The following is a 22,116-nucleotide window of genomic DNA, read 5'->3' on the forward strand; positions in this document are numbered from 1 at the left end:
CGGGCCTCAGGCGAGGGCGATGCGCAGCACGCGGGCGACCTCGGCCAGGCCGGGGGCGAGTTCGGTCGCGGACTGCTGGTAGACGTCCCACGAGCGGCGGTACGGGTCGACCACGTCGTCGTCGGCGGGGTCGACCGGAGCGTCGACGTCGTCGCGGTGCGCGCGCAGCAGAGCGAGCGCGGCGCGCACCCGGGTGTGGGGATCGGCTCCGGCGGCCTCGGCCTCGTCGCGGATCTCGGCGTCGCCCACCTTCTTCGCGAGACGCTCGAACTCGCGCACCGTGAAGGCAGATCGCACGCGAGCCGGCGCCAGTGCGACGACGTGCGAGCGGTGCTCGCGGCTCATGGCCAGGACGAGATCCGGTCCCTTGAGGTGCAGCTCGGTCAGCCAGCGGGCGCGATGCGCCTTCGAATCGGCGGTGGGCACCCCGAAGGCTGCGGCGAGCTTCGCCGACTCGCGGGTCATGGGCTTGTCGACGAGCGCGTGGGTGCCGGCGCTGGAGACCTCCACGTCGAGCGGGGTGAGCGCCGCGCGCAGGATCTGCTCCGCGAGCGGCGAACGGCAGATGTTGCCGGTGCAGACGGTGAGTATCTCGATGGTCGGACTCGCCTCGGCGTTTCCCCCACCTCGGAACAACGAACTCAGATCCAGATCCAGCATGACGACCCCCCGGCGCGCGCGAATGTACGTGGGCCCAGGACCGGTGCTCGGGGTGGCAGAGCGGTAACGTGGGCGCTGATGAGCGAGTCTAGTGAAGCGCCGAGCAGCACCCCGGCATCGGGGATCGTCATCGACGAGCCGCTCGACGATGTCGACGCCGAGTCGGAGCGATCCGACGAGCGATCGCGCCGACGCCGACGCCGTGGCGACGACGCGACCAGGCCGCGGCGCACCTGGCGCGAGGGCGGCACGTCCGTCCATCGCTGGGGGTGGGAATTCGTCGGTTGGGCGGTGCTCGCCCTCGGCATCGGCGTGCTCGGGGCGACCGGGGTGACAGCGACCATGGGCGGGGCCTCGGCCGCGCTCATCGCCCAGATCGTGCTCTGGGTCGCGTTCGCAGCGGTGGTCGTGGCGGCCTTCGCGCGATCGGTGCCCCGCGGGCTGCTGCGGTTCCGCCCGGTCGACCTGCTGTTCGGCCTCGTGCTGGGAGGGATGCTGCGCCTGGCCCAGGGCTGGGTGCAGATGCGCGCCGGCGGCGACGGCGGCTGGCCGAGCTACCCGAGCCTGGGCGGCTCGCTCCCGTCGTCGTGGTTCTTCGACGACCTGCTCGCGGACGTCGTGATCTCTCCCGTCGTCGAGGAGTTCTTCTTCCGCGGGCTCGTTCTCGTCGCGGTCTACACGGCGGTGCGACGGCTGGCCGGACGCGAGGTCGCGATGTTCGCCTCGGCGATCGTGTCGACAGGGTTGTTCGTCGTCGCGCACGCCCTGCTCGCCCCCCTTTCCTGGGACGCGGTCGTCTCGCTCGCACTCGTCGGTCTCGTCGCGAGCCTGCTCGTCCTGCTGACGGGGCGACTCTGGCCGGCGGTGCTCGTCCACGTCGTCTACAACGGTCTGTGGGTCGCGATGGCGACCGTCGGAACGCTGCTCGCGGCCTGAGCGCGCAGCATCCTCCGATGGATCACGCATCTCTCAGCATGTAAACCTGTGCATGCACGCATGTAATGTGCGTCAGTCTCGAAGCATGCATGACGACCCGAACCAGGCCTGGGAGCAGTACACGGCGGCGCTGGGCGTCGCGCTCGCGCGTGCGCGGGCCACGCGGGGACTGTCTCAGGAGCAGGTCGCCTACGCCGCCGGGATCGCCGCGTTCTCGTACCGCAAGCTCGAGAAGGGCGAGTCCAACCCCGGCACGCCCGCGAACCCGCGCCTTCGCACCCTCGTCGCACTCGCAGGCGTGCTCGGGGTTCCCGTCGCCGCGCTGCTGCCGCCCGATCCCGACGGCGTCACCGCCTGGAAGTAGGGCCTCACCGCGCGTCCGCGCCGAGGGTGCACGGGGCCGGACGACACGCATGCAGCCGGTCACATCGGTGAGGTACAGTACCGCCGTCCGGCTCGACCGCGGGGTGCGCACAGCGCCGAACCGGACGCAAGCGCGGCGCGGGGGAGGCCTGGGTGGAGCACCGGTATGCCGTGGGGCGTTGGGCTTCCACGGCGGTGGCGATAGGAACCATCGCCGCGCTCGTGGGGGGTGTCGTCGCGCTGTCGTATGACCGCCCGTCGCGAGTGACCGATCATCAGCCCGCAGCCGGCATCTGGGTCGTCGACGAGAGCGCGGGTCTGCTCGGTCGAGCCGACCCGCGTGCCGGAACGGTCGACGCCACGATGGAGCTGGCGGCCGGGGACGTCGAGATCGTGCAGTCGTCGAACACCGCTGTCGTCATCGACCGGACGCGTTCGGTCGCCTCCGTCGTCGACGCCGCTGCCCTGACGCGCAGCGACGAGGTGCGCCTGCCCGCGCGCGATGCGCAGGTGACGTTGGCGATGGTCGATCAGAGAGAGCCGGTCGACCCCCTCCTGGACGCGGTCGTGCTCACGCCCCGTGCCGGCGACGTCTGGATCATGCCCGTCGGAGACGTCGGGCGCTTCGACGCCGACGCGCCGCCGGCGTTCTCTTTCGGTACGGGCGCGAGCGCGGCGGTGGGCGAAGAAGGTCGGCTCTACGTGGCGTCGCCGCGCGACGGAGCTCTCTACGAGATCGACCACGACGGTGCCCACCGCCGAGCGGGTTTCACCCCGTTCCGAGGGTCGGCGTCCGACCCGGTGCAGGTCTCGGTCGGCGCCGGCGGCTGGAGCGTGCTCGACCGCGCGGCGAGACGCGTGATCACCGACGACGGTGTCGTCGACCTCCCCGGCGATTCGGGCGAGCTCGCCCTCGAGACGACGCTCTCGCCGACCATCGAATCGGCACCCGCGACGGCATCGTCCGCTGACGGCACGAGCGTGGCGTTGGTCGCCGCCGACGACGGGCTGGTCGAAGCATCCATCGATCGGGTGAGGTCTCTCGTGCGCGTCGACGGGGAGTCGCCGGTGCGCCCCCTCCGGCTGGGCGACTGCGTCTACGGCGCGTGGGAGTCGCACACGCTCGCGGTCGGGTGCGCGCAGACGGCTCGGCCGGCAACCGTGGGTCATGCCGAGCCGTGGTCACCCGCTCCCGAAGCGCGCCCGCGACTTCGCACCGACGGGCACACGGTCATCGCGAACGACGCGGCGACCGGTCACACCTGGGCGATCACGCCCGACGGCTCGCGACCGTTCGTCTGGACGGGCGGTCACGACTCCGACGAGGTCGACCTCTCGGGACCGAGCCCGAAGACGGGGGTACTCGACGAGGCGTCGCCGCCCCGTGCGGGCGACGTCCTCGCGCCCGATCCGCAGCGCCCCGCGCCCGACGCGGGGAGCACGGTGACGGATGCTGCGGTCCGGTCCGAGCCGCGGCCGCTTGCCGCCGAGGGCCCCACCGTGCTGAGCGCCGGCGATGTCGAGGCGACGGTGGACGAGAGCGCGGGCACGATCGCCGTATCGTGGCAGCCGTTCACCTCGGCCGGATCGGGTGTGCTCGGATACCTCGTGCAGCGATTGGCTCCCGGCGACGAGGCGGGGACGTGCGCGATCGACCAGGGGCGGGCGACGGTGGCCGGCGGCGAGGTGCGCGCGACCACCGGCACGTCGACGCTCTACGGAGGGGAGAGGCCGCCGGACGGCGGCTACCGCTTCGTCGTGACCGGCTACACCGACGGCGCGTGCGTCTCATCGGCGCCGATCGAGGTGCGACCGACGCCGGTGCCCGATGCCGTGGGAGACCTCCGCGGCGAGATGGCCTGGATCGGTACGCGATGGGACTATCGCGTCTCGCCCGGACAAGCCCCCCGCTACGAGGTGGAGAGGCTGGATGCTGCCGGGGCGGCGACAGGATCGACCGGGGTCTTCTCCGAAACGGCCGTGCCGCGCGAACTCACCGGCGGGGCCTTCGGGGAGACGGTGACGTTCCGCATCCGCGCGTGCGCCCCGTGGGGCGCGGATGCCGCGTGCGGTCCGTGGACCGAACACGCGGCACCCGAGCCCTCGCTCGACTTCACGCTCGCAGACCTCGCCTACTCGGAGGACACGGGCGAGTGGACGTGGAGTGCGCTCCCCGACAACGGCACCGCGAAGGTGCGGGTGTTCGGACTCGGAGGAAGCGGCGCGCAGTGGGAAGCGGGTGCGCTCTACTGTCGAGCGAACGCCCCGGTTGCACCGGCGGACGCCGTCCTCACGATACGAATCGACGGCCAGGTGCGCGAGGTTCGAGCGAACGAGCTCTGACGCGTCATCCCTCGATGCTCATCGACTCGGCGCGGTTGCTGAACGTTCCGAGATTGTTGGACACCGTGAGGGGGCCGAACTCGGTGCCGCCGTAGTTGACACCGTCGAAGAGGTATCCCTCGCAGCCGTTGTACGCCTCGAACGATTCGAACCGGTTGCTCCACGTGCCGAGGTTGGGGAAGCTGTGGATCAGGCCGGTGCAGATCGCCGGATTCGTCGTGAAATAGCTGACGCTCGCCCCCGTCCGTCCGGTGGCGTCCCACCCGGTCGCGAGCAGATACGTCGCGGCGCTCGCGGCAGCGGTCGCCGCGGAACGGCTCTGCGCCCCGGTGGGTACGGCGACGAGCTGTGTGCCGGTGGCACGTTCGATCTGCTCGTGCGGGTCGAGGGAGGCGTCGAAGCATCCCATCGTGTCGTTGTCGACGTTGTACCAGCACGACGGGGTCGGTTCGGCCGCCTGGGCGGTCGAGATCGGGAAGAGGCTGAGCGCTCCCACGGCGATGGCGGTGAGGGCGGTGATGCGGCGAGTGATAGTCACGGCCGCAGTCAACCGCGACGAACCTCCCGCTCGAAAGTCATGGCGGTCGACCGTCTGCTGAAGGTTTTCTCCCGCGGATGACGTCTCGATGGACGTTCGCTGCGGAGGGTAAGGAACCGGGCTGCGCGCACATATAGAGAAGTGCGAAATCACCGGATCTTCGAGCCGCTGCGCCCGCCGAGCGTCACCCCGGTCATGGGCGCGGCGCCGCGTCCGAGATGCGTTCCGCGCCGGTCTACACTCACCTCGTGATGGGGGAAACCGAGCGGCGCAGCGACCGCGAGTTGCTCGATGCCTCGTCGCGTCGCAATGAGCACGCGTTCTGGGAGTTCTACCATCGGCACGCCGAGGTGGTCTTCGCTGCCGCACTCGATGAGCTCGCAGACGAGGACGAAGCGCAGGAAGTCGCGCAGCACGTTTTCGAGACGGCGTGGCGCAAGGCATCGAAGGTGCGTATGGTCGCAGGCTCGGCGGAGGCGTGGTTGATGCTCACGTGCCGCAACCTCGTGGCGAACAAGAAACGGAGCCTGCAGCGCAGGCCATCGGTAGAGGGACTTGATGATGCAGCGGCTAGCATGCTCGAAACGCGCACGGCGCAGCGGGCTCGCGATCAGCAGCTGCTCGCCCAGGTGGAGGACGAGATCGCAGGCATGCCGGTTCTCGATCAGCACGTGTACCGGGCCGTTCTCGTCGAAGGCCGAAGCTACGAGGAGACCGCCGCGTCGCTCGAGATCTCCGTTCCCTCCGTCGGCAAGCGCCTGCATCGCGTGCGGGCGCGCATCCGCGATCGGTTCGGTGATGAGCGATGAGCGATGACCCCCGTCTCAGCCCGGAGCGTCGCGCCGCGATGCAGACCTGGCTTTCCCGCCGGATCGACGCCCGACGCCGCCGCCGTCGCGGGTTCGTGATCGCCGGCGCCGTCGGCGGAGGCGTCGCGGTGCTCGGGCTCGCCGCGTGGATCGTGGTCGCCCCGCAAGAGGTGCAGGAACGGTGGGTGGACTGCTACGCCGCCGTCGACACGGACGCCGCGTTCGCGACGGCCGTGCGCTCGAATGCCGATGCCATCGACGACCGCACCGCCGCCGCGCTCTCCGCGTGCGGCGAGCTGTGGAAGCACGGGCTCGTCGACGGCGTCGAGCACGTGACCGCGCCCGAGTTCGTGCTGTGCCAGCGCACCGACCGTTCGCTCGCCGCGTTCCCGCTCCTCGGCGGGGTCGCGGCCGGTGAGGTGTGCACGAGCGTCGGTCTGACGCCGCCCACCCGCACCGACTGACGCTCACGCGAGGGCCGGCCCGGAGTCGGAACGCACGCTTCGCCGCGCCCGGAAACCGGGGTGATCGCGCGGGTAAGGGTTCGCAGATCGGCACATATGTGTGCTGATCGCCGATCCTTACCCCCGACGCAAACGTTCACCGAACCGCCTCGAATTCGGCCTTGACCGTTTCCTCGGCGCGTCTTGGGCGAGCTCTCGACGGTGAGCATGCTTGTGCTGTCGCGACGGAATCTCCGGATCGCACCCCTTCCTTCTCGAATGTGATTGGTGACTCGCCCGTGCCAGAAACTCCCCGCGATCCCGCCACGCCCCTCACGGGTGGGGTGATCGCCGAGGCCGACGCGCTGCGCGATCTGGGGATCGATGCGCCGGTCGACGGTGACGACCCGCAGCCGACGCGCTCGGAGCGTCCCGGCGACACGGATCGCCCTCGGAGCCTGCCCCAGGTTCGCGGACTGACCGACAACATCTTCCGGGTCGGCGCGCACGGCGGGGGAGTCGTGGTGCTGGCGATCATGACCCTCGTCGGGGTCTTCCTCGCCGTCCGCGGCGCGGAGGCCATCGCCGCGGCCGGGCCGGCGTTCCTCACCGAGCAGGACTGGGAGCCCAACTCCGGGCGCTTCGGCATCGCGGCCGTGCTCTTCGGCACGGTCACGATCGCGCTCATCGCGATCTCGGTCGCCGTGCCTCTCGCGCTGGCGACGGCGACCTACATCTCCGAGTACGCCCCCGAGGGCATCCGCCGCTTCCTCATCGGCATCGTCGATCTGATGGCGGCGATCCCGTCGGTCGTGTACGGGCTGTGGGGCATGTTCTGGCTGGAGGGCAGCATCCTCCCCGTCTCGCAATGGATCTCCACCCATCTCGGCTGGATCCCGATCTTCTCGGTACCGCAGTTCGACCCCGACAACCCGCTGGCTACGCCGACGGTCTTCACCGCGTCGGCCTTCCTCGCCGGCCTCGTCGTGTCGATGATGGTCGCCCCCATCGCCGCGTCGATCATGCGGGAGGTGTTCAGCCAGGCGCCCATCAGCGAACGCGAGGGGGCGCTGGCGCTCGGGTCGAGCAAGTGGGGCATGATCCGCACGGTCGTCTACCCCTTCGGGCTCGGCGGCATCATCGGAGGCACCATGCTCGGGCTCGGCCGCGCGCTCGGTGAGACCATCGCCGTCTACCTCGTCATCAGCCCGATCTTCGTCATCAACTGGCACGTCTTGTCGACGGGTACGAACTCCATCTCGTCGCTCATCGCCCTGCGCTACGGCGAAGCATCCCAGTTCGAACTCTCGGGGCTCATGGCCGCCGGCCTCGTGCTGTTCCTCATCACCATGCTCGTGAACTTCGTCGCGGGCTTCATCATTCAGCGCTCCCGTTCGGGGGCCTCGAGTTGAGCACCGATATGACAGACCAGATCACCGTCACCGGCGACCCGCGCGGGCGTACGCACCGACGCGCCTCGCTCGCGGGCCACATCACCCGCACGCAGGTGCCGGGCCGCGGCCGCATCCCGCACTCGGCGCGCCCAGAGGAGCGTCGCAACCTCTCGAAGGTGCGCCGCGACGACATCCTCCGGGTGGCCGGCGCCGCCGTCGCGGCGATCGGGGCAGCCACCTGGCTGTCGACGCAGATCCTGCCCTTCGAGGGCGCGCTGCCCTTCGTCCTGATCGCCTACGCGCTGTTCGTCGGCTTCTTCGTCGTGCTCATCAGTTTCGACGACGACAAGATCACGATCCGCGACCGCGTGGTGGCGGTGCTCATCCACTCCGGTGCCGTCGTGCTCATGCTCGCCCTGGCGGTCGTGGTGGTCTTCACCCTCTTCCGGGGTTCCGACGCTTTCCTGCAGCCGAACTTCTGGGTGCAGGACCTCTCGCTCGCCGGCCCCCTCGACCCGCTGAACGTCGGCGGGATGCTGCACGCCGCCGTCGGCACGCTCATCATGATCTCGATCGCGCTCGCCATAGCGATCCCGCTCGGGCTTCTCACGGCGGTGTGCCTGGCGGAGTTCCCCTCGCCCTTCACCCGGATCGTGCGGACGGTCTGCGAGGCGATGACGGCGTTGCCCTCGATCGTCTGCGGCCTGTTCATCTACGCGACGTACATCCTGATGTTCGGCTTCGACAAGTCGGGCTTCGCCGCGTCGCTCGCGATCACGATCATGATCCTGCCGATCATCATCCGCTCCGCCGACGTCGTGCTGCGCCTCGTGCCGCAGACGTTGAAGGAGGCGTCGCTGGCGACGGGCGCCTCGCAGTGGGCGACGATCTGGCACGTCGTGCTGCCGACGTCGAAGTCGGGCCTCACGACCGCGATCGTGCTCGGCACGGCCCGCGGCATCGGCGAGACCTCGCCCGTGCTGCTCACCGCCGGGTACACGACGTTCTACAACTTCAACCCGTTCTCGGGCCCGATGGTGTCGTTGCCGTTCGCGACGTTCACCCTCGTCAAGAGCCCCGAGGCGACGCAGATCGCGCGGGGGTTCGGTGCGGCAGCCGTTCTGATGGTGCTGGTCTTCGTGCTCTTCCTGCTCGCCCGCATCATCGGCGGGCGAGGGGCGGGCGTGCTCTCGCCCCGCGGACGTGCCCGCGCGCTCGCGGCTTCGGCCCGCGACGCCCAGCGCTTCCTCTCGAAAGACGCGGCTCCTCGGTCGGTTGACGTGGTCGACCCGCCGGGTGCCGATCCCGTCCGGTCGATCCCCGGGCGTGTCGAAGGGTCCGGCGACTCCACCCGGCCGACGAACGGGGAGGAGCGATGATCCGCCGCCTGAGCCGCGCCCGCGCGGTCGCCGCATCCCTCGGTCTCGTTCTGATCGTGCTCGGCGTCTTCGGCACCCTCACACCGGCACAGGCGGTCGGTTCGATTCACGCGAACATCGTCGGCTCGGGCTCCACGTGGTCGGCGAATGCGCTCCAGCAGTGGATCCGCAACGTCTTCAACAACTACCAGTGGAAGATCACGTACTCCGAGTCGGGATCTACGCAGGGTCGCAACGACTTCGCCAACGGCACGGCAGACTTCGGCGTCAGCGAGATCCCCTACGGGATCGCCAACAGCAACGAGGCCGATTCCCCGCCGACGCGGGGGTTCCGGTACATGCCGATCGTCGCCGGAGGCACGGCCTTCATGTACAACCTGCAGATCGCAGGCAAACGGGTCACCAACCTCCGGCTGTCCGGGGAGAACATCGCGAAGATCTTCACGGGCGTCATCACCACCTGGAACGACCCCGCCATCGTCGTCGACAACCCTTCGCTCTCGCTGCCCGCGACGCCGATCGTGCCCGTCGTACGATCGGACGGCTCGGGCACCAGTGCGCAGTTCAGCACGTGGATGCGCCAGGAGCAGACCGGTCTCTGGGACGCGTACTGCGGCAAGGTGGGGCGCCCGTTCGTCAACGGTCACTGCGGCATCACGAGCAACTACCCCACGGTCCCGGGCAGCGGATTCGTCTCCAAAGCGGGTGCCAACGGGGTAGCCGGATACGTCGCGCAGGCTGCCGCCGTGGGCTCGATCACCTTCGTCGAGTACTCGTACGCGCTCAACTCCAAGTTCCCCGTCGTGAAGATGTTGAACGACGCGGGGTTCTACACCGAGCCGACGGCATCGAATGTCGCGGTCGCGCTGCTGCAGGCGCGCATCAACGAGGACAGCACCTCGCAGAACTTCCTCACGCAAGACCTCACGAACGTCTACACGAACGTCGACGCGCGGAGCTATCCGCTATCGAGCTACAGCTACATCATCCTTCCCACGAAGGAGGAGTCGAACTTCACCCAGGACAAGGGACTCACTCTCGCCGACTTCGGCTCGTACTTCCTCTGCGAGGGACAGCAGCAGGCCGAAGCGCTGGGCTACAGTCCGCTTCCTGTGAACCTCGTGCTCGGTGCGCAACAGCAGATCACACAGGTGCCCGGAGGAGACCCCGCCAAGACCAACTTCGCGATCGCGAGCTGCAACAACCCCACCCTCGACCCGAACGACCCGCGCGGCAACGCCCTGGCAACGCGCGCACCGATGCCCCAGGACTGCGATCGATTCGGGGTTGCGCAGTGCCTCACGGGCACGGGAGGCGCTCGCGAGATCTCCACCGCGGCGTCGAAGACGGGCGAGTCGGGGGCAGGCGGTGCGTCGAGCGGATCGGTGGGCGCCGGTGCGTCGGACTCGGCAGGTGCGGTGGATGCCGCGGCCATCGCCGACCCCGGGGCGACCGGCGAGGCCGTGGTCGATTCGGTCGCCGCGAGCACGGTGCTCGCGGGTACCCCCCAAGACCTCGCCGTCTCGCACCCCGGGGTGCTCCCCGCCATCGCGGTCACCGGTGCGGGTATGGGGCTGCTGCTCGCGGCCGTGCTGCCGCCCCTGCTGGGGCGGCGCTCTCGAAAGGCCCTCCTCGTCCGCCCGACCCGCGGTTCGCCCGCACGCTGAAGGACTGACCCGTGAACCTGCCCTTCCTGACTTCTCGCGGCCGCCGCGCCATCGGTGTGCGCCTCTTGGCCATCAGCGCCGTGCTGGCGTCGGTGTCGGCCATCGGTTTTGTCACGCTTCCGGCATCCTCCGCCGAGGCCGCCGACGACGCGAGCTCCGCGGTGACCGTCGCCTGGCGCGGGGGCAACGATCCCGAGCTGCAGAAGTTCCAGGTCGATCACGAGAAGCTCCTCACCGACGCGAGCGGCAACGACGCCGGCTCGGGGCACTGGGACGACTTCAAGGATCTGAAGATCTCGGTGTCGAAGACGCAGGGTCTCGTTGACGAGGTCATCGAGGTCACCGCGACAGGGATGGCGCCGACCTCGTCACAGACCTGGGAGGGGAGCGCGAGCAACTACCTCCAGATGTTCCAATGCTGGGGTCCTGATCCTCTCGCTGCCAACTTCGCCGAGACGTGCCAGTTCGGGTCGTGGTCTCAGACCTCCGGCGATGCGCGGGCGGATCAGACCATCAGGAAGGCGCTCGGAACAGGGGCGAACACGCGCGGGCAGTACAGCAATCTCACGGGATTCGGGTACTCGGAGATCGAGATTCCGTTTCGCACCGCGACCGGTGCCGCCTCTGCGGCGGAGATGGTGGATGGGTCGTGGACTTCGGGGACGGCGAAGTTCTATGCAGCAAGCAACGCGAACGAGAAGCCCTTCGTGCGCATCGCGTCGAACTCGGCGACGACGACCGGGTTCGAGGTGCAGACAGCCGTTTCGCAACCGTATCTCGGGTGCGGCAGGCCCATCGCGCAGAAGGGGGCGGGGCAACGCTGCTGGTTGGTCGTGGTTCCCCGCGGTACCCACTCGGGTGAACTCAGCCCCAGCTCGCAGGGGGATTGCGCGACCGCGGCCCGTGGGGGAAAGCCCTACGGTCAGCAGACCCTCTTCCAGATCGGGAGCCCGGTAATTCCCTCGTGCTCGTTCTGGTCGGACAGGGTCGTCGTTCCGCTCGACTTCGGCGACCTGCGTGGGGGGTGCGCGGCGGGCGGGGCGGAGCAGACCGTCGTCGGCAGCGAGTTCCTCTCCGGCGCGATGTCGTCATGGCAGCAGCGGCTGTGCCCCGCCACCGGCACCGTGTACGGCATGGTGACCAACTCGAGCGACCTCGCTCGCGCACAGCTGCTCAACGGGCAGGCCGACCTCACCGTGGTCGCCGACGCCTTCCGGTCGAGCTCCGTCGGTGTCGAGCAGGCGGGCTTGCTCGACGATGCGCGTCTGGTTTACGCGCCCATGGCGAATACGGCACTGTCTATCTCGTACGTCGCGTCGACGGCGAGCGGGCGACAGATCCGCGACCTCAAGCTCACACCTCGGCTAATCGCGAAAATGCTCACGCAGTCGTATAAGACCGATGTGGCGAACATCGCCGGTAGCGAGGAGGCCGCACAGCCGGCGTGGTCGACCATGCCCCACGCGCTGATCGACGACCAGGAGTTTCTCGCGCTCAACCCTGAGGCGCGCTTCCAGTTGTTGTCCGGTGTCTTCCTGGCTGTGGGCCCATTCGGCGACGACGCGCTCACGCAGCTGTGGCGGTACATCCAGGCCGACGCCGACGCGGTCGCCTTCTTGCGCGGTGAACCCGACCCTTGGGGCAACACGATAAACCCCTACTACCTCCCGGCCGGGCATCCCCGTGCGATCGGGTCGGGGTTCAGCACCGACCTCTCATCGAACCCGATCGACGGGATCGTCCGTGCAGACCAGACAGTGTCGCCGCAGGATCCGTCGAAGGCGACCGCGTGGGGAGGGCGGCGGCTGGACTCGCTGACGATGTTGCCCTATTCCGGCAGTTTCGCCGCGAACGCGGGCCGGATCTTCCGCGGAGACACCCGCTACACGAACGAATGGGATCCCAACAAGGTGCTGACGCCGCAGGACAAGGGAGCGTTCATTCCGGCGGTTCCCCAAACCGACATCAACGGCCGGTTCACCCTTGGGCCCGCAGATGCCGCCACCGCGGCCGACTACAAGCTCGACAGCGCCCAGCTGGCCATCCCTCTCGGGACGACGACCGGAAAGGGCGATCTCGCGACGGCGCGCCAGTTCGTTCCTCTCAACGATGCGTCGCTCGGCGCGGCCGCCGAGGCGATCAGCTCGCAAGACGGGGAGGGCGCGGAACAGCTCGATCTCGGAGCGTTGCCCGAGGGGGCTTACCCGCTCACCTTCACCCTCTACGGGGTCACCGATCTCGGAGATCGCGCACCCGAACCCGACGTTCGCGAGAGGCTGGCACAGCTGCTCGACTTCGTGACGACGGAGGGCAACGCGCGGGGCGAACAACCCGGGCTCCTCCCCGCGGGGTTCGTTCCGCTGACCGACACGCAGATCGCGCGCACCCGCACCGTGAGTGAACTCTTGCGTCTGGACCGAGGGGGGCCGCCCCCCGCCGATCCCGCCGGGGGTGTCGCTGCGGCTCCGGCTGCCGGTGCGCCCGCAGGTGCGATGGCCGTGCCGAACCCCGGGCAGCCGGCCGGTGCGGACGCGCAGACGACCGTCTCGTCGCTCGCGGTCGAGGCGACAGCTGCGACCGCGAGCGCGCCCGGCTCGCCCGCGGCGCTCGGCGGCGCGCTCGTGGCCGGGCTCGTCGGGGTGGTCGCGTCGCCCTTCCTTCTTCGCCGAAGGGTTGCGGACCGATGACGTCGTCGCTCAGGACCATCCGGAATGTGTGCCCGATCGTGCGCTGAACCGGACCACAGAATTCGCTCGAGCACCCTCCTCGAACGGAAATGGCCCCTCACCAAGAACGTGGAAGTCAGTGGTGAGGAGCCAGAGCCCGCATGGGCATAACAGAGGGAAACCATATCCCAAGGAGAATCTGAGATGCAAATCAACAACAAGCGTCGCTTCGGTGTCGTCGCGGCCGTTTCGGCTGCCGCGATCGCGCTGGGCAGCTTCGGTGCGGCGGGTGCCGCCGTCGCCGATCCGAGCGGTGCGCCGACCTACCGTGCGCTCGCCGGAGTGGGCTCCGACACGACCCAGGACCTCAACAACGGTCTGTCGTCGGTGATCCTCGACAACGCCGGTACCGCGCTCGCTCTCGGGTCGTACAACGCGACCGGCTCGGCGACGATCAAGACCAAGGCGACGGGCCCGACGTTCAACCGTCCGAACGGTTCCGGGAACGGTGTCGCTGCTCTCAAGGCGGCGAAGACGAGCACGGCCTTCGGCGGCGTCACGCTCAGCCCGACCGACGTGCAGTTCGCTCGTTCCTCCAGTGCCGCGAGCTTCGTCCCGAACGGGCGCTACTCGTACATCCCGCTGGCGCTCGACGCGGTGACCTACGCGAAGAACCCCGCGGGTGCTGCCCCGAGCAACATCCCGCTGGGAACGTCGACCGGTCAGGACACCGACGGTGACGGCATCCTCGACCTGACGCTGCGCAACATCTACACGCGCAACGCCACAACGACGCTCGAGACCTCGACCAATGCCGTCTACACCGTCGGCAACCAGGCCTCGGGTGCGCAGATCGTCCCGTTCATCCCGCAGTCCGGATCGGGCACCCGCTCGTTCTGGCAGACCACGGTCGGCGGCTCGTTCGGATCGATCGTGAGCGACAACGCGAACACGGTTCAGGAGCACGACGGAACCATCACCACCACCGTGACCAACGCGATCGTGCCGTTCTCGATCGCGCAGTACGTCGCTCAGGGCAACAGCTCGGTGCTCCAGAGCGAGTACGGGGTCTCGGTTTCCGATCGTCGTGAGGGTGCGGTGCTCGGGCAGGTCAACGGGATCGCTCCGGTGGTCTCGGACGCGCTGAACACGGCGTTCCCGATCGCTCGCCCGGTGTTCACCGTCGTCGAGTACGCGGAACTGGCCACGAACGCCGAGCTCGCTTCGGCTTTCCAGGGCGACACCGCGAAGGCGTATACCGCGACGCGCCCCGGCAGCTCCTCGGCCCTGGTCATCACCGACTTCGGGTTCGGTGACCTCGCCGGTGGCGTCACCGTGAACGGCGTCACGTACGAGCCCGGAGACACCACCTCCTACCGCGTGAACTGAGCGCAACCACGAGCGCCACACGACGCGATCGCGTGACGCTCACCGGTGGTACCCGCCCGCTCGCGGCGGGTACCACCGGGCCCCGGCTGAAGACACGCATCTCACCACGACGGCGTGGCGAGCGAGACACCCACAGACCATTCCTCGCAACGCGGACAACTCCTCCGCGTCCAATAGCACCACTACCCGAAAGGTAAGACCCCTCACCATGAAAAAGCACTCCGTCCGGTCCGCACTCGCGGCGGGCCTCGTCGCTTCCCTGGCTGCCGCGCTGGCGATCACGATCGCCTCGCCCGCCTCGGCCGCCGAACTGATCACAGACAACGAGATCGCCGGCGGCACCTACACCCTCACCCTCAGCCCCGAGGCGCGGTCCGGCGAATCCGGCGGGACCGCCGCAGTGAAGTACGCGCCCGCGCAGATCGACATCAGCACCGGGTGCCCGGAGGGCTTCCGGCGCTCGTCGCGCACCTTCATGGTGTCGCCGACCGGGGTCGAGACCGAGATCGCCATCGCCCGCACCAACATGAACGCCGCCGCCTGGGGTCTGCAGGGCAACGCCATCAAGCTGACCGGCAACCGCGCCGCCGACTTCACCAACCTCGACGAGACCACCTTCCCGACCGGGATCAATGCCTTGGTCATCACGTGCGACGCGCCCAACGCCGACGGCGGCTTCATTCCGAACGGGCAACCGATCGGCACGTCGAAGTACTTCGTGACCTACCTCGAGGTCGACAGGACCGCTGACTCGTGGAAGGTCGTCCCGGCGCCCACCACGCCCGTCGAGAAGACGGCCACCACGACGACGCTGGCAGCGTCGGGCACGACGGAGACGTCTACGACGATCACCGCGACCGTGGCGCCGGCAGCGGCTTCCGGCACGGTCACCTTCCGACAGGGCGGCACGCAGATCGGTCAGCCGGTGACGGTGACGAACGGCGCGGCGACCTACTCGGTGTCGGGTCTGACCGGCGCGACGGACTACAGCTTCACGGCCACCTATTCGGGCGACGCGACGCACGAGGCCTCCACCTCGACGGCCGTCGCCGTCACGACGCTCCCGGCCGTGCCGCCCGTCGACACCGCGACTCCCGACGTGACGGTCAACGTTCCCACTCTCGAGGACTCCGGCCCCACCGGCCTCGCCATCTCGACCAAGCCGGGTGCGGTCACGCTCGCCGGCGGCGTGCGGGCCGACAACCAGGTCTGGTCGGCGAAGGGGCCGCTCGGCGACGTGACGGTGAAAGATGACCGTCGTGACGCGACGAAGAGCGCATGGACGCTCGGCGGCTCGTCGTCGGAGTTCGTCAGCGGCAGCGACAAGATCGCCCCCTCGGCCCTTTCGTGGACCCCCACGAAGGTATCGGGCGCGGGCGAAGCGGGCGGTGCGGCACAGAGCCTGGCGACCAGCCAGACCCTCGCGTCGGGCGCGGCGTCGGCCGACAAGAACGTGACGACCACCGTCAACGCCGAGCTCGAGCTCAAGGTGCCCGCAACGGCACCGGCGGGCAGCTACAAGGCGACGCTCACGCTGACGCTGATCTGACCCCGCGCGGGCGACTCCCTCGGGCCCTTCGGCAGGCTCGGGCACCAGGGGGAGTCGCCCGCATCCTCACTCTTCTTCCGACCCGACACTCGACATGAAAGCTCGCATGACCTCTCGATCACGCTCCGCGCTCGCCCTGCTCGCCGCCGCCGCCATCGCCGCGGCGCTGTTCGGCGCCGCGACCCCCACCGCCGTGGCCGCCGAGGGCGACATGTCATGGGGCGTGCAGCCCTCGACGCCGTCCGGGCCCGATGGACGCTCCGAGCTCTCGTACCAGGTGGCACCCGGCACCGTCGTCAGCGACTGGGTCGCCGTGACCAACTACTCGCCGGTGGCCGCGACCCTCCGCGTCTACGCCGCCGATGCCGTCACCGACTACGACACCGCCGCGTTCACCCTCATCAACGCCGACGAGACCTCCACGCGTGCGGGCTCCTGGACCTCGGTCGACGGTGCTTCCGCCGCATGCCCCGATACCGACGACGACGCCGAGCGCGCCTGTGCGGCCACGGTCGGCATCACGGTGACCCTCGATCCCGGCGCCCGCGCCGACATCCCGTTCACCCTCACCGTCCCGGTCGACGCCACGCCGGGCGACCACGCCGCCGGCATCGTGGCGTCGTACGTCGCCGACGCAGCAGTGGGGGAAGGCGCCGCCGTCGCCGTCGAGCAGCGCGTCGGCACGCGCATCTACCTGCGTGTCGACGGCCCGCTCTCGCCCGGCATGGGCGTGCAGGGCGCTGTCGCGGGCTACGAACCCTCGCTGAACCCCGTCGGGGGCGGCACGGCGCGTACCGGTTTCGACATCAGCAACCTCGGCAACACGCGCATCTCGGTACAGCCCGAGGTCGCTCTCGTGGGTCCCTTCGGTATCGCCCTGGGGTCGTTCACCCTGCCTGCGGTGCAGAACATCGTGCCGGGCGGCACGGCTCACGTCGAGGCCGAGATGCCGGGCGTCGCGCCCCTGTTCCTCCTCTCGAGTGAGATCACGCTCACCCCGATCCCGGCCGGAGGCGTAGCCGCGACCGACCCGCTCCCCGCGGCTGTGACCGCGTCGACCGTGGCGTGGGCGGTGCCCTGGATGCTGCTGGCGATCCTTCTCGCGCTGGGGGTCGTCCTCTCCGTCGTCATGATGGTTCGTCGCCGGTCGCGGCGGTTGCTCGCCGAGGATCTCGCCGACTACGAAGAGCAGATCCGCGCCGAGGAACGCGCGAGATCCGTCGTGTCCCGCCACCCCGACGGCCACGACTCGTCGCCCGCACTCGAGAGCGAGGCCGTGCGATGAGCCTCCGGCGTCCCCTCGCGGCGGCAGCTGTCGCCCTGATCGCCGTGGTGAGCTGGGCCGGCGGTCTCGGCGTCGCCGTCGCCGCCCCGACGGCGACGAACGCCCCCGCCACGAGCGATGTGGCCGTGTCGGTTCCGGCTCCTACCCCCGCCCCGCCCATGTCTTACCCGCCGATTCCGCCGCAGGCGCCTCCGGCCGCTAGCGCCGGCACGGGTGCCACCGGAGGGGCGGCCGGTGGCATCGGCGCCCAGGCGGGAGGCGCCGGCGCTCCCGCGACCGAGCCCGCGGCCCCGGCTCCCGCCGCGTGCGTGCCGAAGGAGCCGGTCGTACCGACCGCTCCGGTGACGGGTGGGGGCGACGCATCCGTCGACAAGGAGGTGTACTCCGCCGGAGACACGGTCACCGCGATCGCATCGGGCTTCGGTGCCGAGGAGCAGGTGCAGCTGGTGTTCTTCGGCGAGCCGGTGCTGGTCGGCACGTTCGCGGCGGACGCGACCGGAGCGGTGGTGGCCCAGTTCGCGGTATCGGCCGAGACCCTTGCGGGCTCGCACACCGTGCAGTTCACCGGGTGGTGCGGGTCGACGTCGACCGCCCAGCTGCTGGTCGGTGTCGCGAACGCCGCGGGAGCCACCGGCGTACAGGGCGTGCCGGTGTGGCTGTGGTGGGTGGGCGGCGGCCTCGGTCTGATCGTCCTTGCGATCGGCACCTGGTGGGCGGTGCGCGTGATGCGCGCGCCCGCGTCGACCGAGGCGGTGCTCGCGTGAGCGTCGACACGGCGGAGCAGACGGCGTCGGCCGTCACAGAGATCCACGCGACCACGGCACCGCCGTCGCGGCACGACGGTTCGCCGCGCCCGACGCTCGAGCGGGGGAGCGGCGCGGTGACGGAGGTGATCCGCCGGGCGCGGACTCCTCGCGCTCCGCGCGGCCCCTCGACGCCGACCCGCCCACCGCGCGCGGCCCGGCCGGCTCGGTCGCGCCTGCCCCTCCCCGGACCGCGGCCGAAGGCTCCCCGCGACGGGCGGTGGTGGGCGGGGGCGGTGGTCCTCACGGTCTCGCTGCTGCTGCTCTCGTTCGTCGTCCACGTCGCCGCGCTCTCGGCCGCGCAGCACCACCGCGCACAGACCCTCGCCTACGACGAACTGCGCACCGGGCTCGCGAAAGCCGAGACCCCCGTGGGCCAGCTCGTCGGCGAGGACGAGATGACAGCCGTCGGTGTGCCGGTCGCCCTTCTGGAAGCTCCCGCGATCGGACTCTCCGAGGTCGTGCTCGAGGGCTCCGACTCCGACGTGCTGCGCTCGGGCATCGGCCATCGCCGTGACAGCGTCATGCCGGGGCAGGCCGGCACCGCCGTCGTGCTCGGCCGCCAGCTCGCCTACGGCGGTCCGTTCGCCCAGATCAACCGTCTCGTCCCCGGCGACGAGATCACCGTCACCACGGGGCAGGGCACGAACACCTTCCGCGTGATCAGTCTGCGACGCGCGGGCGACCCGATGCCGCAGCCGCTCGGCCGTGGCGAAGGGCGGCTCGAGCTGCAGACCGCGGACGGGCTCGCGCTCTTCCCCTCGGGGGTGCTGCACGTCGACGCCGAGCTCGTCTCGACCGCGCAGCAGACACCCTCGCGGGTGATGAGCTACCCCGCGCTCCCGCCCGACGAGCGTGCGATGGGCCAGAACGACGAGGGCTGGTTCGCGGCGTTCTTCTCGTTCGTCTTCTTCGCCGCCGCCGCCATCGGCGTGTGGTGGCTCTGGCGTTCGTGGGGGCGCTGGCACGCCTGGGTCGTCGGTGTGCCGGTGCTCGTGGCACTCGGCGTGATCACGAGCGACCTCGTGATGACCGCCCTTCCCAATCTCCTCTGACCGCTCGAACGATTGCCGACAAGAATGACTGAACCCGACGACATCACCACCGTCCACCCCGCCCCCGAGGCGCGCACCCGCCGGGAGAACGGCTCGATCGTCGCGGCCGAGGCGCAGCTCATCGCCGCGCGCGTGCCCATGGACGACGTCACCACCGCGCTCCCGGTCGCGACCGACGACCGCGACCAGGCGACGATGCTCCCGGCTGCCGCACCCGAGACGGTGCGCGAGGCCGACGCCGAGATCGCGCAGGCGTGGGAGCATGCCCTGGCCCCGCAGCATCCGCTCTCGTCTCTCGAGGCGCGCGACATCTCGGCGTGGTTCGGTTCGCACAAGGTGCTCGAGCGGGTCTCGCTCGACATGCCCGCCGGTCACGTGACGGCGCTGATCGGACCGTCGGGATGCGGCAAATCGACCTTCCTGCGCATCCTCAACCGCATGCACGAGCTCGTGCCCTCGGCCTCGCTCGCCGGCGAGGTGCGCCTGGACGGCGACGACATCTACGACCGCAAGAAGAAGTTGCAGGACGCCCGGAAACACATCGGCATGGTGTTCCAGAAGCCGAACCCCTTCCCGGCGATGTCGATCTACGACAACGTCATCGCGGGCCTCAAGCTCACGGGGCTGCGCGTGTCGCGTGATGAGAAGGACGAGCTCGTCGAGCGCTCCCTCACCAGCGCAGGACTCTGGAAGGAGGTCAAAGACCGCTTGCGCGCGCCGGGCGGCGGCCTTTCGGGCGGCCAGCAGCAGCGTCTGTGCATCGCCCGCTCGCTCGCGGTGAAGCCGAAGGTGCTGTTGATGGACGAGCCGTGCTCGGCGCTCGACCCCACCTCGACGCGCGTCATCGAAGAGACGATGGGCGAGCTGCAGAAAGAGGTGACGATCGTGATCGTCACGCACAACATGCAGCAGGCGCAGCGCGTGTCGCAGCAGTGCGCGTTCTTCCTCGCTTCGCAGGGCACGCCCGGGGCGATCGTGGAACACGGCGACACCGAGGCGATGTTCACCGAACCGCAGGACGAGCGCACCTACGACTACGTCAACGGGCGGTTCGGATAAGCGTGGGCGCGCACACCTCCGGCGAAGCGATCGGCGGACGCTACGCGCTCGGCGAGCTGCTCGGGGTGGGCGGTACCGGGTCGGTCTTCGCCGCGGTCGACGTCACGGCCGATGCCAACGCAGGTGCTGCGGTGGGGGAGCGCGTCGCGGTGAAGCTGCTGCATCCGCATCTGTGCGACGACGAGTCGTCGCGTGACGCGTTCCTGCGCGAAGCCGCGCACGTCATGGCGCTCCGGCACCCCAACGTGGTGCGGGTGCACGGCGCCGGCCTCCACGACGCGGCCGGAGTCACGATGCCCTGGATCGCGCTCGACCTGCTCCAGGGGCCCACTCTTCGCGAGTGGGTCGACGCCACGGGGCCGCTCACGCCCGACGACGCCGCCGTGCTGGCGATCGGCCTTCTCGACGGCCTCGCCGCGGCCCATGCCGGGGGCATCGTGCATCGTGATGTCTCGCCCCAGAACGTGATCCTCCACGGTGCGTCAGAGGTTCCCGCGGATTCTCCGTTCACGCCGGACATGGTGCGACTGGTCGATTTCGGGCTGGCCGATCTCAGCGGTCGGACGACTCTCGGCGGCGACGTGCTCTTGACCGAGCCGCAGGCCGCGTCGTCGGGGCGGGCGCCTCTTTCGGGGGTCGTCGGCAACGCCGCCTACATGTCGCCCGAGCAGGCGCAGGGTCTGCCCATGCGGGCCTCGAGCGACCTCTACCAGGCGGGGGCGGTGCTGTACTTCGCCCTCACCGGCCGGGTGCCGTTCGTCCGGCACAGCACCGAGGCGACCCTGCACGCCCACCTGTCGGCGCCGCCGCCCGTGCCCTCGGTCATCGCACCGGCGGCGCGCGCGTTCGACCGCGTCGTCACGCGCGCGATGGCGAAGAACCCGGGCCAGCGATTCCGCGACGCGGCGGAGTTCCGCGATGCGGTGCGCCGCGCCGTCCCACCCGCTCTGCCCGTGACCGAGGCCGACGTGTCCGCCGCCGATCCCGCCACCCGGGTGCTGCCGAGCGCGGCGCCGGATCGGTCGTTGGCCTACCTCGGCAGTACCGACGACGCTCCCGCTCCCGCGCCCAGTCCCCGCGGGGGCAGCGGCGCCGCGGCGGTCGTGGCCGGGATGGTCATCCTCGGGCTCGCCGGTTGGGCTGTCGCTGCGGCGGCCGCGCCGTCGGGGTCGTCGGCGGAGCCTCCGGCGAGTGCGTCCGCGAGCCCGACGGCATCGACGGCCGCGCCCGTGCCGACCGAGACGGCGGTGCTTCCCCCGGAGGCTCCGCGGGTCGAACCGACCGAGATCGTCCGCGTCGAAACACCCGCCGAGGTCGCGGTGCCGATTCTTCACGGGTCGCTGGCGGAGGTGGAGGGCGCTCTGCAGGCCGCCGGCCTCGCTCTCGGCGCGGTCACCCGGGTCGAATCGGCCGAGAGTGTCGACCGGATGCTGTCGCAGTCGCCCGCGCCGGGCGAACGCCTACCCGTCGGCGGCGCCGTGAACGTGACGGTGGCCTCGGGAAGCAACGTGGTGCCCCAGGTCGCGGGGATGACCCTCGCCACGGCGACCGCGACGCTGCAGTCCGCGGGGTTCGTCGCCGCATCCGACCGCAGCGGCGCGCCCGCCTCGTCGCTGGTCACCGGGTCGATGCCCGGCGCGGGGACCGTTCTTCGCGTGGGCGTCACCGTCACGGTGGCCGTCGAGACGCCGTCGACCCCCACCCCGACCTCGACTCAGACCGCTACGCCGGGTGCCCCGTGACCGGCGGGTGGCCGGTCACCGTTGCCGCGTCGAAGG

The 22,116-nt window shown here is 70.2% G+C and carries 18 protein-coding genes; 16 read left to right on the forward strand and 2 right to left on the reverse strand.

The genetic code is table 11. The features are described from left to right. Positions 1-6 precede the first annotated feature (6 nt). Complete coding sequence (locus tag DEA06_RS13745) at positions 7-660, reverse strand: low molecular weight phosphatase family protein (RefSeq protein WP_116648581.1); 654 nt, start codon at positions 658-660, stop codon at positions 7-9. A 78-nt stretch (positions 661-738) separates the two neighbouring features. Here DEA06_RS13745 and DEA06_RS13750 point away from each other — a divergent pair, with 78 nt between their 5' ends. The 3 genes from DEA06_RS13750 (at position 739) to DEA06_RS13760 (ending at position 4,302) form a co-directional block, all read left to right on the forward strand. Next, entirely contained in the window at positions 739-1,596 is an 858-nt protein-coding gene (locus tag DEA06_RS13750; protein ID WP_116648582.1) for a type II CAAX endopeptidase family protein, read from the forward strand. Between the two features lie 85 nt (positions 1,597-1,681). Next, positions 1,682-1,960: a helix-turn-helix transcriptional regulator gene (locus tag DEA06_RS13755; RefSeq protein ID WP_116648583.1), complete on the forward strand. Its 279-nt coding sequence runs from the start codon at positions 1,682-1,684 to the stop codon at positions 1,958-1,960. A gap of 152 nt (positions 1,961-2,112) precedes the next feature. Next, entirely contained in the window at positions 2,113-4,302 is a 2,190-nt protein-coding gene (locus tag DEA06_RS13760; RefSeq protein WP_133241782.1) for a hypothetical protein, read from the forward strand. 4 nt (positions 4,303-4,306) lie between these two features. Here the strand turns inward: DEA06_RS13760 and DEA06_RS13765 are convergent, their stop codons facing one another. Then, the gene (locus DEA06_RS13765; protein WP_116648585.1) at positions 4,307-4,840 is read right to left on the reverse strand and encodes a hypothetical protein; all 534 of its coding nucleotides are present in this window, start codon (positions 4,838-4,840) and stop codon (positions 4,307-4,309) included. Between the two features lie 251 nt (positions 4,841-5,091). On the opposite strand from DEA06_RS13765, the gene DEA06_RS13770 reads away from it, so the two are divergent. The 13 genes from DEA06_RS13770 to DEA06_RS13830 all read left to right on the forward strand — a co-directional run bounded on the left by DEA06_RS13770 (position 5,092) and on the right by DEA06_RS13830 (position 22,080). Then, complete coding sequence (locus DEA06_RS13770; protein ID WP_240606966.1) at positions 5,092-5,649, forward strand: sigma-70 family RNA polymerase sigma factor; 558 nt, start codon at positions 5,092-5,094, stop codon at positions 5,647-5,649. Continuing rightward, positions 5,646-6,113 (forward strand): hypothetical protein, encoded by a 468-nt coding sequence (locus DEA06_RS13775; RefSeq protein ID WP_116648587.1) that lies wholly within the window; start codon positions 5,646-5,648, stop codon positions 6,111-6,113. Before DEA06_RS13770 ends, DEA06_RS13775 begins: the two co-directional genes overlap by 4 nt. Before the next feature lie 278 nt (positions 6,114-6,391). After that, a complete protein-coding gene (gene pstC, locus DEA06_RS13780; protein WP_240606961.1) occupies positions 6,392-7,504 on the forward strand; it encodes a phosphate ABC transporter permease subunit PstC in 1,113 nt (370 codons plus the stop codon). An 8-nt stretch (positions 7,505-7,512) separates the two neighbouring features. Continuing rightward, entirely contained in the window at positions 7,513-8,865 is a 1,353-nt protein-coding gene (pstA, locus tag DEA06_RS13785; RefSeq protein WP_116648588.1) for a phosphate ABC transporter permease PstA, read from the forward strand. Then, entirely contained in the window at positions 8,862-10,532 is a 1,671-nt protein-coding gene (locus DEA06_RS13790; protein ID WP_205781290.1) for a phosphate ABC transporter substrate-binding protein PstS, read from the forward strand. Before pstA ends, DEA06_RS13790 begins: the two co-directional genes overlap by 4 nt. 11 nt (positions 10,533-10,543) lie before the next feature. After that, on the forward strand, positions 10,544-13,219 hold the full coding sequence (locus tag DEA06_RS13795) for a hypothetical protein (protein ID WP_116648589.1): 2,676 nt from the start codon (positions 10,544-10,546) through the stop codon (positions 13,217-13,219). A 183-nt stretch (positions 13,220-13,402) separates the two neighbouring features. Beyond that, positions 13,403-14,587 (forward strand): hypothetical protein, encoded by a 1,185-nt coding sequence (locus DEA06_RS13800; protein WP_116648590.1) that lies wholly within the window; start codon positions 13,403-13,405, stop codon positions 14,585-14,587. A 208-nt stretch (positions 14,588-14,795) separates the two neighbouring features. Further along, entirely contained in the window at positions 14,796-16,136 is a 1,341-nt protein-coding gene (locus DEA06_RS13805; protein ID WP_116648591.1) for an Ig-like domain-containing protein, read from the forward strand. A 106-nt stretch (positions 16,137-16,242) separates the two neighbouring features. Beyond that, positions 16,243-17,421 (forward strand): DUF916 domain-containing protein, encoded by a 1,179-nt coding sequence (locus DEA06_RS13810; RefSeq protein WP_116648592.1) that lies wholly within the window; start codon positions 16,243-16,245, stop codon positions 17,419-17,421. Next, positions 17,418-18,185, forward strand: a complete 768-nt coding sequence (locus DEA06_RS13815; protein ID WP_116648593.1) for a hypothetical protein — start codon at positions 17,418-17,420, stop codon at positions 18,183-18,185. The genes DEA06_RS13810 and DEA06_RS13815 overlap by 4 nt, the downstream gene beginning before the upstream one ends. Continuing rightward, positions 18,182-19,279, forward strand: coding sequence for a class E sortase (locus DEA06_RS13820; protein WP_133241783.1), 1,098 nt, complete (start codon positions 18,182-18,184; stop codon positions 19,277-19,279). Before DEA06_RS13815 ends, DEA06_RS13820 begins: the two co-directional genes overlap by 4 nt. A gap of 195 nt (positions 19,280-19,474) precedes the next feature. Continuing rightward, the gene (pstB, locus tag DEA06_RS13825) at positions 19,475-20,338 is read left to right on the forward strand and encodes a phosphate ABC transporter ATP-binding protein PstB (protein ID WP_116648677.1); all 864 of its coding nucleotides are present in this window, start codon (positions 19,475-19,477) and stop codon (positions 20,336-20,338) included. A 2-nt stretch (positions 20,339-20,340) separates the two neighbouring features. Next, positions 20,341-22,080, forward strand: coding sequence for a protein kinase (locus tag DEA06_RS13830; protein WP_165818018.1), 1,740 nt, complete (start codon positions 20,341-20,343; stop codon positions 22,078-22,080). Positions 22,081-22,116: the final 36 nt, after the last annotated feature.

The sequence above is a fragment of the Microbacterium sp. Gd 4-13 genome (assembly GCF_003095395.1).
Lineage (GTDB): Bacteria > Actinomycetota > Actinomycetes > Actinomycetales > Microbacteriaceae > Microbacterium.